Genomic DNA, 13,780 nt, shown 5'->3' with positions numbered 1-13,780 from the left:
CCTCTCAGGCGCTGGCCAGATCAAACGGCAGCTTGCGCAGGCGCTTGCCGGTCAACGTGAACAGGGCGTTGGCGAAGGCCGGCGCCAATGGCGGCAAACCAGGTTCGCCCATACCGGTTGGCGCATCGTTGGACGGCACGATGTGGACATCGATCTTCGGCATGTCGGTGATGCGCGCCACCGTGTAGTCGCTGAAGTTCTGCTGTTCGACCACACCGTCCTTCAGCGTGATGGCGGCGCCCGGCAAGGTCATGCCGAGGCCCATCAGCGCGGCGCCCTGAATCTGCGCCTCGATGGTCAAGGGATTGACCGCCGTGTTGCAGTGAACGCCCGCCGTGACCTTGTGCAGCTTAGGCTGGCCATCCTTGACGGAAGCCACCACCACGTAAGCGACCACGGTGTTGAACGATTCGTGCAGCGCCACGCCGTAGGCCTGGCCTTTCGGCAGCGCCTTCTTGCCGTAGCCCGATTTGGCCACCGCCAGATCCAGCGCGGCGCGGTGACGCGTGGCTTTCTCGCCCATCAGTTTTTGGCGATAGGCCACCGGGTCCATCTTGGCCGCGTGCGCGGCTTCATCGATCAGCGTTTCCATCACAAACGCGGTGTGGGTGGAACCGACGGAACGCCACCACAGCACCGGCACATTGGCCTTGACCGTATGCGCGCTCAGGTTCAGCGGCACTTCGTATGGTTCGCCCATGCCTTCAACCATGGTCGCGTCGACGCCGTTCTTCACCATCATCGGCTCGAACGGCGTGCCGCTGGTGATCGACTGGCCGACGATGACGTGATCCCAGCCGACGATCTCGCCCTTGGCATCAAGGCCAATGTTGGCGCGGTGGACGTGCGACGGGCGATAGTAGCCGCCCTTGATGTCGTCCTCGCGGCTCCAGACAACCTTGATAGGCTCCTTGTGGCCCGCGGCCTGCCACACCTTGGCGATGTTGACCGCTTCCACCAGGTAGTCCGAGGTTGGCACCGCGCGGCGGCCGAAGCCACCGCCCGCCATCATGGTATTCAGCACAACCTGCTCCGGCTTCAGGCCGGCGGTGGCGGCAATCGCGCCCTGGTCAACGGTCTGGAACTGCGAGCCGGCCCACACGGTGCAGCCGTCCTTGCGCAGATCGACCACGCAATTCAGCGGCTCCATGGGCGCATGCGCCAGATACGGGAACTCATAGACGGCGGAGATTTTCTTCGCCGCGCCAGCCAGTTTCGACGTGTCCGCGGTCCGCACAGGATTGCCCGGCTTTTGCGACAGCGCCTTATATTCCGCCAGTTGCTTGTCGCTGCTGACTTTATCGACCGCGCTGGTGTCCCACTCAATCGCCAGCGCTTCGCGGCCGGTCTTGGCCGGCCAGTAGCCATCGGCGATGACCACCACACCACTGCCACCACGGTCGGTCTTCACTTCCAGCACATCGATCACGCCCTTGATGGCCTTGGCCTTGCTGGCATCCAGCTTGGCGACTTTGGCGCCAAAGACCGGCGGCCGCGCCACCACGGCGACCTTGCTGTCCGGCGCCTTGAAGTCCATGCCGAATTGCTGCTTGCCGGTGGACTTGTCGCGCGCGTCGAGGCGCTTGACTGGCTTGCCGATCAGCGTGAAGTGTTTCGGGTCTTTCAGCTTGATGGTGGCGGGCACCGGCTGTTTCATCGCCGCATCGGCCATGGCGCCGTAGGTGGCTTTCTGGCCTGCGGGGCCGATCAGCGTGCCCTTGACGGTTTTGATCTGCTCCGCCGGCACCTTCCACTGTTCGGCGGCGGCGGCGATCAGCATCGCGCGCGCCTTGGCGCCGATTTCGCGGTACTGCGTGAACGAGTGCGCGATGCTGCCCGAGCCGCCCGTGATCTGAATGCCGAAAGCCGGATCTTTATATTGATCGCCGGCCGGCGCCAGCGCGCCCTTCACCTGCGACCAATCCGCCTCCAGCTCCTCCGCGATCAGCATCGGCATCGAGGTCTGCACGCCCTGGCCGAACTCCAGACGGTTGACCTGCACCGTCACCGTGTTGTCCGGCGCGATGTGCAGGAAGGCGTTCGGTTCATAGACCTTGGCCGCCTGCTGCTGCGCGTTGGCCCAGCGGCCCGCGCCCGGCATGAAGAAGCCCAATACCAGACCGCCGCCAGCAACGGCGCCCGCCTTCATGAAGCCGCGGCGCGAAACGCCCGAAGCCGACGCGCTGGCGATGGTGCCGTGATTAATCCATTCAATACGCATGATGGTCTCCTCAGGCAATCGCTTTGGCAGCGTCTTTGATGGCGGCGCGGATGCGCTGATAGGTACCGCAGCGGCAGATATTGCCGGCCATGGCGTTGTCGATATCGGCGTCCGACGGATTCTTATTCGTGCGCAGCAGCGCGGTGGCGCTCATGATCTGCCCACTCTGACAGTAGCCGCATTGCGGCACGTCGATCTTGACCCACGCGTCCTGCACGGCCTTGCCGACTTTATCGCTCTCCATCGCCTCGATGGTGGTGATTTTCTGCCCTGCGGCAGCCGAAATCGGCGTCACGCAGGAGCGGATCGGTTGCCCGCCCAGGTGCACGGTGCAGGCGCCGCACAGCGCCATGCCGCAACCGAACTTGGTGCCGGTCATATTCAAGTTGTCGCGCAGCGCCCACAGGATGGGCGTCGACGGGTCGGCGTCCACCTGCACATCTTTACCGTTGATGTTTAACGTGATCATTCAAGTCTCCCTTGCTTTGGCTACGGTTGTTGGCTACTGAGGTTTACTTCTTGATCTTGCTGAACTTATCTTCCAGCGCCTTGGCGTCGATGGCGCCGGGAATGCGCGAGCCATCGGCGAAGAAAATCGCCGGTGTGCCCTGAATGCCCAGCTTATGGCCAAGCGCCAGCACTTCATCGTTGGGCGACTCGCAGCCGGCGGCGGCGGTGGCCGGCGCTTTACCGTTCAGCATCCAGTCATCCCAGGCCTTCTGGCGGTCGGCCGCGCACCACACGTTCTTCGACTTGACGAAGGAGTCGTCCGACAAGATGTTGTACATGAAGGTGTAGATGGTGACGTTGTCGGTTTCCTTCAGCGTGGTCTGGCGCAGACGCTTGCAGTAGCCGCAGTTGGGATCTTCGAACACCGCGATCACGCGCGAACCATCGCCCTTGACCGCCTTGATCGCCTTGTCCAGCGGCAGATCGGAGAACTTGATCTTGTTGATTTCCTCGATACGCTCGCGGGTCAGGTCGGCGCCGGTGGACAGGTTGAAGATATGGCCGTTGACCAGATAGGTCGCGGTTTTGTCGGTGTACAGGATGTCGCTGCCGATGCGCACTTCATAGAGGCCGCTGTACGGCGTCGCGGTCACGGAATCGACCTTGACGTTGGCGCCCAGACGCGGCTCGATCAGCTTCTTGATCGCGTCGGTGCTCGGCGGCGTTTGCGCTTCCACGCAGGATGCCATCAGCACGGACAGCGACAGTAAAGCGATCTTGGTGTTTCTCATAACTTCTCCGGTAAATGCTGCTTACTTGCCCATCGCGTGAGAGATCAGGCGGCGCTTCAGCACAGGTAATTTGTCCAACAAGTTTAATCCGAAATTGCGCACCACGCGCAGCGGCTCGATATCGGTCTCGAACAGGCGCGCCAGACCATCGGTGGTGACTTGCATCAGCAGCACATCTTCCTTACGCGCGCGCGCATAGCGGGCCAGCACGCGGTCATCGCCAATGCCGCGCTGCGGCTCACGCTCGGACAGCGTTTTAATCAACTGCACCATATCGCCAAAGCCCAGGTTCATGCCATGGCCGGCCAGCGGATGCACCACGTGGGCGGCATCGCCGATCAGCGCCACGCGCGGCGCCACCATCGCGTGCGGGCGGATCAGGCGCAAAGGGAAATCGCGCACCAGCTCCGGCTGCAGCGGCGTCAGGGCGCCAAGCTTCTCCCGCGCGAACACGGCCAGGCGGTCGGCGATCTGCTGCGCCGATTCAGCGCGCAGCGTATCGGCCAGTTTTTCCGGCGCCGACCACACCAGCGACACCTTATTACCCGGCAGCGGCAGCAAGGCGACGATGCCCTCTGCACCGGTGAACCATTGATAGGCCGCGCCATGGTGCGGCTGGTCGCATTCAAAATTGGAGACCACCGCGCGTTGATTGTAGCTGCGGTAATCGAGACCGATATCGCACTGGCCGCGCACCCACGACTGCGCGCCATCGGCGCCGACCACCAGCGCAGCCTGGATGCCGCCGCCATCGTCCAACTGCACGGTGGCGCGGTCGGCGTCGCGCAGCAGGCCAGTGGCGCGGCCGGTGACCACCTTCACGTTCTGGGCGAAGCGCAGCGCGGCGTCCAGCGCCTGATTCAGATTGCGGTCCTCCAGTATCCAGGTCAACGCGTTGGCGCGGGCGCCGTAAGCGTCGAAAGCCAGGCCGCCGGCTTGCGGGCCGTCGCCGTGCACAATCATCGCATCGACCGGCGCCACGCGGCTGTGGTCCAGCGCATCCCACACTTTAAGCGAGGACAGCAAGTGATACGCGGTGTGATTGAGCGCGTAGACGCGCGCATCCCACCCCTGGTCGGCCGTGGCGGGCGACGGCGGCGCGGCCGGCGGACCGAGCAAGGTCACGCTCAGGCCGGCCTGGGCCAGGCCCAGCGCAGCGGTCTTGGCAATCGCGCCATTGCCAACGATACAAATATCACTTTCGGTCACGCGCAGCGCCGCGGTAGAGGTGGGCTTATTCATCCGGCCATTATAGCGTTTTACAGGAAATGAAAATTGTCTCTTGCGCTTTACCGCCGAGCTGCTATAATTCTGGTCCTTGGCCTGGTAGCTCAGTTGGTAGAGCAGAGGATTGAAAATCCTTGTGTCGGTGGTTCGATTCCGCCCCGGGCCACCAAGAATTCCCTTACAAAAACGCCGATCCATGCAGATCGGCGTTTTTGTTTTCAGTGCACGAAGTCCTCGTGTCCGGCTTATTCCCGGCCCACCATCTCCGCGCCTGCAGAACCGTCCGAATCGTCCAAACGTCCGTCCCACTTAGCTCCTCACTTCGCAGCACGGACCTCAAACGTCCAAACGTCTATTGCGACCTCCAGGCTGCAGTGACAGAACGGACTTTGGGTCCGATGGTCGTAGGTTCGAATCCCGCACTGCCTACCACGAACGACCTATTCATCCGAATCCGCCTCCGGCTTGTCTTCCTCGGCATCATCGATTGGAATGCTCAGCAACGCGGCATTCATCTGCCGGTACAGCGGCTCTACATCAGATTCGACCTCGTCGTAGCACTCGGGCAGCAACATGCTGTACTTTTTGTCGAAAACGGTTGTCTTGTCGAGCTGTGCATCCGAGTGTTTCGTGACGCAGACTATAAGCTGCATGGAATCCGGAAGGCTCTCCGCAATGAACCCGAGAACGACGTGGAGGTTCAGGTCATCTTGATCCTGCTGGTTCGGAGAGTCTATGACTACGGGGACCGACATGCCTAGCTGTTCGCCGTGGCAGACCTTCCACAAGGCTGCATAGTAAGCGAGGAGCAAACGAGGCCCTCCGCTGCCTGAACGGTTATGGAGGTCGAGTATTCGCTGGTACTGCCGCCAGTTCCAACTAGCGCCATCGCGGCCACGAAGTCCCAGTATGCCGCTCTACGCAGCACTTTGGGTGGGCGGCTGGTTCTACGAGAAAACCTGAATTCGATTTTCCCCCTTGATCTGAATGCGCTGACGTTCGGCCACGGCGGAATCGTGTTCGTGCCGAAAGGGCTGTGTTTGAACTCTCGCTACCTTTCCATCATCGACAGCACAGGCTACGAGATCGTGCAGGACAGTGAAGCGCTGGCGGACTACTTGATGAATCAGCGGGATGTCGTGCTTTTCGGAGGCTTCGTAAAGCACCTCGTCAATCCCGTCCAGCACATGGATTACGGCGATATTGACCTAATCGCGTTGTCCACGGATGTGATCGAGGCCCTTGCAGCACGTTTTGCCTTCACGTTTCAAGCTGTATCGCCGGCGGATAACTATCCGCGCTACTTCATCGGAAAGTCCACACGGGCGGGAAAGACGGTGCAGGTGGCTCTAATGCAATCCATGGCAGACGCCCAGAAGTTCATCTTCAACGCACAGTACGACGTGGATCGTGTCGGCTACAGCAACGGCGTATTCCTGTTCGATTCAAACATCAGCGCGTCTGCCATCCGTCACGCGATCAATACGAAGCAGGCAAGCACCATTCAGGCCAACCGCAATCTGGAGCTTTTCAGCACTGATCGCCCGCACATCGAGCAACGGCACAAACTGAAGCTCGTTCGCAAGGGCTTTTTCATTACCGAGCATTCCAACATCAACTGAAGGAGTTTTACACATGCAAGCCACCATCTACGTTACAAAGGAGGCGATGGCCACGGCCATCGCCATCAAGGATCTGGACTACTACACGCGCGTCTCGCTCTCTGACAACGAGAGCACCGACGTATCAACTCAGCCGGGTTACTATCTCAAAAGTGCAGGTACGATCAAGCTCGACGTGCTGCCAACGACAGCTCATGTGGCGGCGCACATTTCCTCCTGCGGTCAGTCCCCATCGGGCGAAATCAGCATGCCAGCCAACTTGCGCGGATGTATTTTCGAACGAGCCCCCGATCTGCCAGATCGCTACGCAGAGATTATCGCTTACTGGTCAGGACAGCCACTGAGCGCCAGCGATTACCGGGCAGTCTACTTCCAGAATCCTCAAAATGAGTATCTGGTTGAACTGCGAGGAAACGATGACAACGGCGCATACGTCAGCATCGATAAGCTGCTTTCGGAGGGCATCGTGGTCAGCATCACAGGTATGGCAAGCATCACTGATGGGCTTTCGCCGGAGGATTTCATCGAATTTGAGATACCCATCGATGTAAGCATGGTCGGGATCGAGAGTGACGGTTTCCTGTCCCCGGCGCCCTACAAAACAAAGGGGATCGGACAACGCGAAGTAATTTACCTCAAGGTCTCCGACATCACGCGCTCCCCTAACCCAGACCACATCCTCATCGACCTACTGCGATACGAGCTGCTGGATTACGGCTACTGGTACTAGCTTCATTCCCCCTCTGAATCGGCATCATTTAGTTTCCGCTGCATCTATAACCAGCCTGCCACCTGTCGGCTCTAACAGCGTGACTTCTGGCACCCGCCCTTTCCCCCTGACGGCCCTCACAAGTCCCACCGCCTCCAACCGGGTCAGAGCATCTCCAGCTGCATCTCGCGTCACACCGAAACGAGACAGCGTTATCGCCCCTACTGAGACCGTCTGGTTTCGGCGTAGGCAAGCTACCGCATGCAATGCAACCGCATAGTGCAGACTCCGACCTGGTAACTGAGCCGCTCGCTCCAACCAGTCCATCCGCATCTTGTGGTCGCGCAGTGGCTTTTGGATGCGGGCACGTCCAATCTTGGCCTCCTTCAAGTCTGCCATAGTTCATTCTCTGTTGTTGACTAATCGATTTGTTCACGTAAGTTGCGGAGATTTTCCTATTGTGGGTTCCAATTAGAGAGAGGGGGAACAGGGGGAACAGGGGGAACAGGGGGGCGTTTCAGAACCGACTAGGTTGCGTCAAGCGCCCCCAACAGAAGAAACCTCATTAATACGCTAACTTGATCGTAACGCCAGCGATCAAGTTTTTTTATGCGTAAGGTTCAGCGTGGATACCCCTTACTCTATTTCTTAATATCCAGAATCACCTCAAAAGAAGCAGTTCTGCTTGACTGTTTCAAAAGTTTTTCATAGAGTCCCAGTAAGTGATTTAACTGACCATGTCATTGAAGCGGTTTCTCTGACAGCATGGTCATACTCTCACTCCGTCCTCATGGACGGCGAAGCTCATAAAGGCCACCCCGCAGGTGGTTGAGGCTGCGTTAGTTTCGAAAGAGATCGTCAATGTCCGTGAAGAAGTTCAAGACTGCCCCTATCTCGCTGAAGCTTTAAAAGTGTTAAATCATTGGATTTACCCCAGATACTCTTGGATCTATGGTTCCGGGTTGATGAGGACGACCTAGCGATTGCGATTCTTCCCGCACATGCCGTATTCACTGAGAAGGAATTGAGCGAATCCTGACAAAATTATCCACTACAGTGAAATGAGCTGGAAGTACCTTATGGTCATGGCCCCGTCAAGCAAGTCGATCATCGGCTATGGGCGGAAGATGCCGTCAAGGGTACAACGCCGAGCATCTGCCGAGCCAAAGCTTGGTCTGCGCTTCCCGAAAAATTCCGAGCACCATAATATTTTCATGCTTTCTTTCAGGATGTCCACGCCAATTCGCAAATGGCGATCTGCGGTAGTGCCGGTTTTTCCCCGGCAAATCATGCCGGGGTATTAGGTTAAGGCGAGGCAAAAGAAAAGCAGCGGAATCGTCAACGCTCCGGAAAACCTTGCCGTTTGAGCTTGTCCTTAAAACGCAAGGCAAACGTCAATTTTCTGGTTCTCCATCAAGACCCCATAGTCTTCCTTACCTCCAGCGTGCAATACGTGGTATCGCGTCAGCCTTTGCTAAACCTTGCGTCTTGAAAATCCTTGTGTCGGTGGTTCGATTCCGCCCCGGGCCACCAAGATATAGAAAACGCCACCTTCGGGTGGCGTTTTTGTTTGTGGATTCACAATCCTTGTGTCCGGTCCATTTCCGGTATCCTATGACAATGCTGTGGCCGCACCGGCGCGTCCCGGTTCAGGATTGCGGCTCCCGCTGAAGCTTCAGCCACTGTCGCTGGAACCAGTTCAGTGCCGGCCCCTGGCAAAACGTGTTTAATTTATCCGGTCCACCGATATAGATCGACCCGGCAGGGAGCATTTTGTCGTTGTACAGCGCCAGCTCCTCCGCCTTATTCGCTGGAAACCAAAACTCATCGATGCCAGTCACGCCCATCTCCTCCAGTTGTTTTTTGTCCAACGCCCAAAACCGGTAGCGCGGACATCCTGGGACATCTGGCAATGCGTGAATATCCTCCACGCCCAGCACGCGTTTTCGGGACGAAATATAATTGGTGAAGTTCTGCACGAAAACGGTCGACAGTCCGAGCCAGCGGAACGCCGCCGCATCGTCGGCCTCCCACTTGCGCGCGGCGCTGGCGCTGACCGCGTCAACCCCGGTCATCGCCGCGTCAATCTCGTTGCCGGTCACATACTGCATCGAACCATCGGCCAACCGGAATCTTCGCGTTTTTTCGTGAATGCCGACCCAGGAATTGGGCAAAACACGTTTCCGTTTACCGGCGGGGAAGACATAGTTGGCGCAGGCGGAAAGGCATTTGTTTTTTACCGCGACCTCCCATCCGTGCTCCCGCACGAGGCGGCCGAGTTGGATGGCGGCTTCAACTTCCCCACCCTCGGAATCGATGACAAGCACGCGGATGGTGGGGTAGCTACTCGATATCCGTGCCACCTCGGCGACGAAATGGGCATTGATCGGGCCGCTGATGGACAGATGTTTATCGGGAACCGCCGATGTCTTCTCCGCGGCCATATCAGGCGCGGCCAGCGCATGAGGCGCCAAGCAACCGGAAATGATAGCCAGTCCTGCAATGATTTGATCGCGCCGCGCCATTTTTCATGTCTCGTTGAGGTTAAAGTGCGGTGCCGATGAAGCATGGCGGCATCTGTCCACGCCAGCTGATTCCTCGGCAAGCGCAAGCGGTATTATGCCAATATCAGCAACATTCGTAATGTTGGGTTTTTTGCACCGCCTCGCAAGCGGTAGCGTAGAATCGCTGCGGTAGCGCCTTGGGCTGGAGAGCCGATTCTTTTACCACTCGCCCTTCGAATAAAACGAATCAGGGGAAGCACTTGCTGATAAAAATGAGTAAGCGCGGATGGATAGGACTTGCAATCCATTGTGCTGTGTTGTTGCCGTTAGTTGACTCTGGCGCTGCCGAAACGCCCACGGCGCAAGAGCTGTTGGCCGCGCAAGACCAGGAGACTGTCAACAGCATGCTTGTGTGGAACAAGCAGCTTTTCACCTTGCCAGACGATCTGCCGCTGGACCCAGCCTTGCGCCAGGCCGCAAACCAGATCGCACAAGAACATTTGACACGCGTTCTAACGCTGGGGCCTGCATGGATTGCGCAAGAGCGGGCCGCCGCGCGGAATCCGGGACTGCTGAGCCAAGCGCAGCTCGTTGCGCTCTTTGCGCGTTCCGTCAACGAATTGGCGATCTGGTCGGTAGAGAGCGGTGGGCCGGAGCAGGACGAGGCATGGCTGAAAGCCGCGCTGGCGCCTATGGCTTGCTATGCGCCTGCTTCGCCCTATTTCTCTCAGCGGATCGCGATGATCCAGGCCGCGCCCGTTGATAGCAGAGCGGGGCTGCTGGCGGGGGAACGGGAATTACTGTCCCGTTGGGGGACCAAGCGCCAACACCTGCCACCACGCCCCACCTCGCAAGAACTCCAGGCGGCGGACCATGCCATCGCGCGCATGCGTGCGGGGCTGTCAGTCACCGCCGCGCCCATGACACCGGGCTTGGCCGGCCGACTCTTTGACCGGGATCGCAAGCCGGGCCAGTCAAAAGCAGCGGACCGGTGGGACCAGTGCGCCAAGAGCCAATGGTGGCTCGCTTCGCAATTGGCGAGCGGCAAAGTCGACAAGATGACGGCGCTCACCATCTATCGCTACTCGACGATGATCGACGCCAGTGACTACGCGCCAGCGTCCGCCCAGAAGGCTGCCGCACCGCGCCCAGGCGACGGAAAACAAGCGTATCCACCTGTTGCCGGATTTTTTGGCGTGCAAGGATCGACGATTACTGAAACGCACATCGATGACCAGGGCAAGTTTATCAAGGCGCAAGTGGTGGCGCGCGCGATCACCGTCCCAGGCGTGTACGACAACGCCCCCGTCGCCTTTGAATCGCTGTTCGATGCCGCTGCGTTGGACGCCGCCGAAAAGCGGCACAAAAATTCGCCGGGCAATCCCCCCGTTGTGCGGACTGAAATGAAGTGGGTTCTGAGTGAGGCTAAAAATGAAGTTCGCTAATGTCTATCGCGCCCTGTGCGCTGCCATACTCATGGCCCTGGTCGTCATGCCGGCCAGGGCTCAGGTCGCACCCAACGTGGTGGATCTGGTCGAAACAGCCTACCGCGCCGGCGACTTCGCTGAACTCGAACGCTTGTACGCAATTTACGGCAAGCCGGGCGTGCGGTCCGAACTCACCGGCACGCCGCGTCTGACGCATTTCTGGATGGGCATTGGCAAGATCAACAATGCCAGCCTCCGGGTTAGCGACGAGTACTACCAGCAACTCGACGCGCTGACCGGGCAATGGGCGCAGCAGCACCCGCAGTCGGTGCTGGCCCAACTGCTCTACGCCAGCAGCTTGAGGACACATGCGTTAGCGCGGCGCGGCGAAGGCTACGCCAACACGGTCTCGTCGACGGCATGGGCCGAGTTTCAGCAATATCTCGACTTGGCCGGAACGCAATTGCAAAAGACCGAGGCGCTCGCCGCCAAGGACAGCAGCTGGAACAGGGCCATGCTGGTGACAGGCCGCTACCTGGATTGGGACAAGGCGCGTCTGATGCGGATATTCGAGGCCGGGATTGCCAAGAATCCCGATGACGACGATCTGTATTTCTTCATGCAGGAGGCCCTGCTGCCGAAGTGGGGTGGTGATCTTAAAACAATCGATCGCTTCATCGCGTGGGCGGACAAGCACACCCGTGACAAGCGCGGTCTGGAAATGTACGCACGGCTTTACGCGGGCCTCAGCTATGCCGAGCTGTCCGAGGCGCTATTCACCAGCACCAACGCCTCTTGGACCAGCATGAAAATCGGCTTCGAGGACCGGTTGAAGCGCTATCCGCACACCGACCACCGCAATATGTACGCCTATTTCGCCTGCATGACCAACGACCGGCCAGCGTTGCAGGCGCAGCTTGAACTGATCGGTGACCAGTTCAACCCTATCTTTTGGGGCAATTATCCCGAACGCACGTTCGAGACATGCAAAAAGCAGGCGCAACAAATCTGATGACGATATCGTCGATAACGAAAGGAAGCCATGACCCGCTCACTCCCTCTGCTGCTGGGCACGCTGCTGTGCGCGGCCCTGCCCGCCTTCGGGCAGGTGACCGTGCCGGCCACGCCGGAAAAGATGAACCAGCTCTACGCCGATTATTGGGAGGACTATCTGCGGGAAAACCCGATCGCCGCCACCTACAACGGCGACCCGCGCTACAACGACCGCTTCGGCGCCATCACCTCGGCCGAGAATCGCGCGCAGAGCCGCGCGCTGGCGGAGAAATATCTGGCGCGTAGCGCCGGGTTCGATCCGGCGCCGCTGCCGCCGGAAGACCGCATCAGCTATGACCTGCTGCGCTATCGCTTGCAGCAAGTGCTCGACGGTCTGCGTTTTCCGTCCGACCTGGCGCCGGTGGACCAGTTCTACGGCCTGCACCTGACGTTCGCCCAGCTCGGCTCCGGCACTTCGGCCCAGCCGTTCCAGACGGTGCAGGATTACGACAACTGGCTACAGCGCGCCGCCGGCTACGCGCCGGCGGTCGATGCCATGCTGGACGACATGCGCACCGGCATCAAGCAGGGCATCGTCATGCCGAAGGCGCTGATCCGCCGCGTGCTGCCACAGCTGGAAAACGTCGGCACGGACGATCTGGCCAAGAGCACCTATATGCAGCCGGTGCGGAAGTTCCCGGCCGCCTTCAGCGCCGCCGACAAGGAGCGCCTGACCGCGGCCTACGGCAAGCTGGTGCGCGAACAGCTGGCACCGGCCAACCGCAAGCTGCTGGCCTTCATGCGCGACACCTATCTGCCGGCCGGCCGCGACACCGCCGGCATCGGCGCCCTGCCCGGCGGCCAGGCGTGGTATGCCTTCCTCGCGCGTCGCGCCACCACCACCGAACTGACGCCGGACGAGATCCACGACATCGGCCTGCGCGAAGTGGCGCGCATCCGCGCCCAGTTCGAGGAGGCCAAGGTGCGCGTCGGCTTCAAAGGCACGCTGCGTGAATTCTTCGACTACCTCAACACCGCGCCGGCACTGCGCTTCAAGACGCGCGATGAAATCCAGGCCGCCTACGAGGCGCTACGGCCGCGCGTGGAAGCCAAGGTCGGCCTGCTGTTCGCCTCGCTGCCGAAGGCGCCGTTTGAAATCCGCCCGGTCGAAGCCTTCCGCGAGGTCAGCGCGGCGCCGGCGTCGTACCAGCGCGGCACGGTCGACGGCAAGCGGCCCGGCGTGTTCTACTTCAACGCCTACAAGCCGGAGACGCGCACCCGCTTCACCACCAACGCCTTCTTCCTGCACGAAGCCATTCCCGGCCACCACTTCGAGCGCAGCCTGGCACAGGAAACCACCGGCCTGCCGGCTTTCCGCCGCTTCGGCAGCAGCACCGCGTTCTCCGAGGGTTGGGGCCTGTACAGCGAAATGCTGGGCCAGGAAATCGGCATGTACGACGATCCGTGGCAGTGGGTCGGCCGGCTGACGGCGGAAGTGTGGCGCGGCGTGCGCCTGGTGGTCGACACCGGCATCCACGCCAAGGGCTGGACGCGCGAGCAGGCCATCGCCTACTTCAAGGACAATGTGCCGCAGGATGAGGTGACGGCGGTGCAGGAAGTCGAGCGCTACATCGCGGTGCCCGGCCAGGCGCTGAGCTACAAGATCGGCGAACTGAAGCTGCGCGAACTGCGCGCCCGCGCCGAGACGGCACTGGGCCCGTCGTTCGACCTGCGCGCCTTCCACAACGAGGTGCTGTCGCACGGCTCGGTGCCGCTCGACGTGCTCGACGCGGCGGTCAACCGCTGGATCGCGGCGCGGAAGCAACGCTAGGTACG

At 60.1% G+C, this 13,780-nt stretch carries 11 protein-coding genes and 1 tRNA gene; 6 read left to right on the top strand and 6 right to left on the bottom strand.

Annotated elements, in window-relative coordinates; translation table 11 throughout:
* Positions 1-4: 4 nt before the first annotated feature.
* Genes GTP44_RS22150 through GTP44_RS22135 form a run of 4 tightly spaced genes read right to left on the bottom strand, consistent with a single transcriptional unit; the run spans position 5 to position 4,704 of the window.
* Positions 5-2,221: a xanthine dehydrogenase family protein molybdopterin-binding subunit gene (locus GTP44_RS22150; RefSeq protein ID WP_161021117.1), complete on the bottom strand. Its 2,217-nt coding sequence runs from the start codon at positions 2,219-2,221 to the stop codon at positions 5-7.
* 10 nt (positions 2,222-2,231) lie between these two features.
* Positions 2,232-2,690 carry a (2Fe-2S)-binding protein gene (locus GTP44_RS22145; RefSeq protein WP_160992374.1) on the bottom strand — a complete coding sequence of 153 codons (459 nt, stop codon included), beginning with the start codon at positions 2,688-2,690 and terminating at the stop codon, positions 2,232-2,234.
* Positions 2,691-2,733: 43 nt separating this feature from the next.
* Positions 2,734-3,462, bottom strand: coding sequence for a DsbC family protein (locus tag GTP44_RS22140; RefSeq protein ID WP_160992373.1), 729 nt, complete (start codon positions 3,460-3,462; stop codon positions 2,734-2,736).
* A gap of 21 nt (positions 3,463-3,483) precedes the next feature.
* Complete coding sequence (locus GTP44_RS22135) at positions 3,484-4,704, bottom strand: FAD-dependent monooxygenase (RefSeq protein ID WP_161021116.1); 1,221 nt, start codon at positions 4,702-4,704, stop codon at positions 3,484-3,486.
* 78 nt (positions 4,705-4,782) lie between these two features.
* Between GTP44_RS22135 and GTP44_RS22130 the strand changes: the two genes are divergently transcribed.
* Positions 4,783-4,858 (top strand) — tRNA-Phe (locus GTP44_RS22130).
* A 271-nt stretch (positions 4,859-5,129) separates the two neighbouring features.
* Here the strand turns inward: GTP44_RS22130 and GTP44_RS22125 are convergent.
* Entirely contained in the window at positions 5,130-5,501 is a 372-nt protein-coding gene (locus GTP44_RS22125) for a hypothetical protein (protein WP_161021115.1), read from the bottom strand.
* 27 nt (positions 5,502-5,528) lie between these two features.
* On the opposite strand from GTP44_RS22125, the gene GTP44_RS22120 reads away from it, so the two are divergent.
* Both GTP44_RS22120 and GTP44_RS22115 read left to right on the top strand, forming a co-directional pair.
* On the top strand, positions 5,529-6,311 hold the full coding sequence (locus GTP44_RS22120) for a hypothetical protein (RefSeq protein WP_161021114.1): 783 nt from the start codon (positions 5,529-5,531) through the stop codon (positions 6,309-6,311).
* 13 nt (positions 6,312-6,324) lie between these two features.
* Complete coding sequence (locus tag GTP44_RS22115; RefSeq protein WP_161021113.1) at positions 6,325-7,041, top strand: hypothetical protein; 717 nt, start codon at positions 6,325-6,327, stop codon at positions 7,039-7,041.
* 1,628 nt (positions 7,042-8,669) lie between these two features.
* Here the strand turns inward: GTP44_RS22115 and GTP44_RS22110 are convergent.
* Positions 8,670-9,545 (bottom strand): hypothetical protein, encoded by an 876-nt coding sequence (locus GTP44_RS22110; protein WP_161021112.1) that lies wholly within the window; start codon positions 9,543-9,545, stop codon positions 8,670-8,672.
* Positions 9,546-9,784: 239 nt separating this feature from the next.
* On the opposite strand from GTP44_RS22110, the gene GTP44_RS22105 reads away from it, so the two are divergent.
* Genes GTP44_RS22105 through GTP44_RS22095 form a run of 3 tightly spaced genes read left to right on the top strand, consistent with a single transcriptional unit; the run spans position 9,785 to position 13,775 of the window.
* Complete coding sequence (locus GTP44_RS22105) at positions 9,785-10,969, top strand: hypothetical protein (RefSeq protein WP_161021111.1); 1,185 nt, start codon at positions 9,785-9,787, stop codon at positions 10,967-10,969.
* Entirely contained in the window at positions 10,956-11,963 is a 1,008-nt protein-coding gene (locus GTP44_RS22100; protein ID WP_161021110.1) for a DUF4034 domain-containing protein, read from the top strand. Before GTP44_RS22105 ends, GTP44_RS22100 begins: the two co-directional genes overlap by 14 nt.
* A 30-nt stretch (positions 11,964-11,993) precedes the next feature.
* Positions 11,994-13,775, top strand: coding sequence for a DUF885 domain-containing protein (locus GTP44_RS22095; protein WP_161021109.1), 1,782 nt, complete (start codon positions 11,994-11,996; stop codon positions 13,773-13,775).
* Positions 13,776-13,780: the final 5 nt, after the last annotated feature.

It is taken from the genome of Duganella lactea, assembly GCF_009857505.1.
GTDB lineage: Bacteria > Pseudomonadota > Gammaproteobacteria > Burkholderiales > Burkholderiaceae_D > Rugamonas > Rugamonas lactea.
The sequence above is the reverse complement of the archived record's forward strand: the minus strand, read 5'-3'. Positions and strand labels throughout refer to the sequence as shown.

Bases quoted from the DNA above. Each gene is read 5' to 3' on its own strand.
- GTP44_RS22150 (WP_161021117.1), bottom strand. From the start codon at position 2,221: ATGCGTATTGAATGGATTAATCACGGCACCATCGCCAGCGCGTCGGCT.
- GTP44_RS22145 (WP_160992374.1), bottom strand. From the start codon at position 2,690: ATGATCACGTTAAACATCAACGGTAAAGATGTGCAGGTGGACGCCGAC.
- GTP44_RS22140 (WP_160992373.1), bottom strand. From the start codon at position 3,462: ATGAGAAACACCAAGATCGCTTTACTGTCGCTGTCCGTGCTGATGGCA.
- GTP44_RS22135 (WP_161021116.1), bottom strand. From the start codon at position 4,704: ATGAATAAGCCCACCTCTACCGCGGCGCTGCGCGTGACCGAAAGTGAT.
- GTP44_RS22120 (WP_161021114.1), top strand. From the start codon at position 5,529: ATGGAGGTCGAGTATTCGCTGGTACTGCCGCCAGTTCCAACTAGCGCC.
- GTP44_RS22115 (WP_161021113.1), top strand. From the start codon at position 6,325: ATGCAAGCCACCATCTACGTTACAAAGGAGGCGATGGCCACGGCCATC.
- GTP44_RS22110 (WP_161021112.1), bottom strand. From the start codon at position 9,545: ATGGCGCGGCGCGATCAAATCATTGCAGGACTGGCTATCATTTCCGGT.
- GTP44_RS22100 (WP_161021110.1), top strand. From the start codon at position 10,956: ATGAAGTTCGCTAATGTCTATCGCGCCCTGTGCGCTGCCATACTCATG.
- GTP44_RS22095 (WP_161021109.1), top strand. From the start codon at position 11,994: ATGACCCGCTCACTCCCTCTGCTGCTGGGCACGCTGCTGTGCGCGGCC.